General features: G+C 63.8%; 1 protein-coding gene. It reads right to left on the reverse strand.

The window, feature by feature from the left end:
• Positions 1-453 (reverse strand): RHS domain-containing protein (locus HU737_RS26085; protein ID WP_217838553.1); only part of this gene is annotated, 453 nt, incomplete at both ends.

The raw sequence follows: 453 nt of genomic DNA on the forward strand, positions 1-453 counted from the left end.
CCCTGAAACCGTAGCGCAGTGTCGAGTTTCCTGCGCTGCGCCGCCTCGCTGAGCCTCACCTGGGTCTGCCCCCAGGCCTGATAGTCCGCCCGCCAGACCATTTCGCCGTGCTGATCGGTCAGCTCCAGCGGGGTTCCGAGGTGGTCGCATTGGTACCAATCCAGCGCTTTGAAGGCCGGTGCCTGTGGCTGGTATTGCCAGACCGGATCCTGATCGATGTCATACGGCCCGTCATAATTGGGCTCGGGCAGCAGGGCGATTTGTTGCTCGTACGAGGCCTGCACCAGCGGCACGAAGGTGCCTGGTTCGTAGAGGTAGTGGGTGGTGCGTTCGCCGCGCGGGTGGTAGGTGCTTTCAAACGCCAGGTGGTCGCCGTCCCAGCCATAGATGCTGCTCTTGCAGCCGTAGCGCTCATCGAGGTCCAGGCGTTGCTTGCGGTTCCACAGCGGGCCG

The sequence above is a fragment of the Pseudomonas urmiensis genome (genome assembly GCF_014268815.2).
Classification (GTDB): domain Bacteria; phylum Pseudomonadota; class Gammaproteobacteria; order Pseudomonadales; family Pseudomonadaceae; genus Aquipseudomonas; species Aquipseudomonas urmiensis.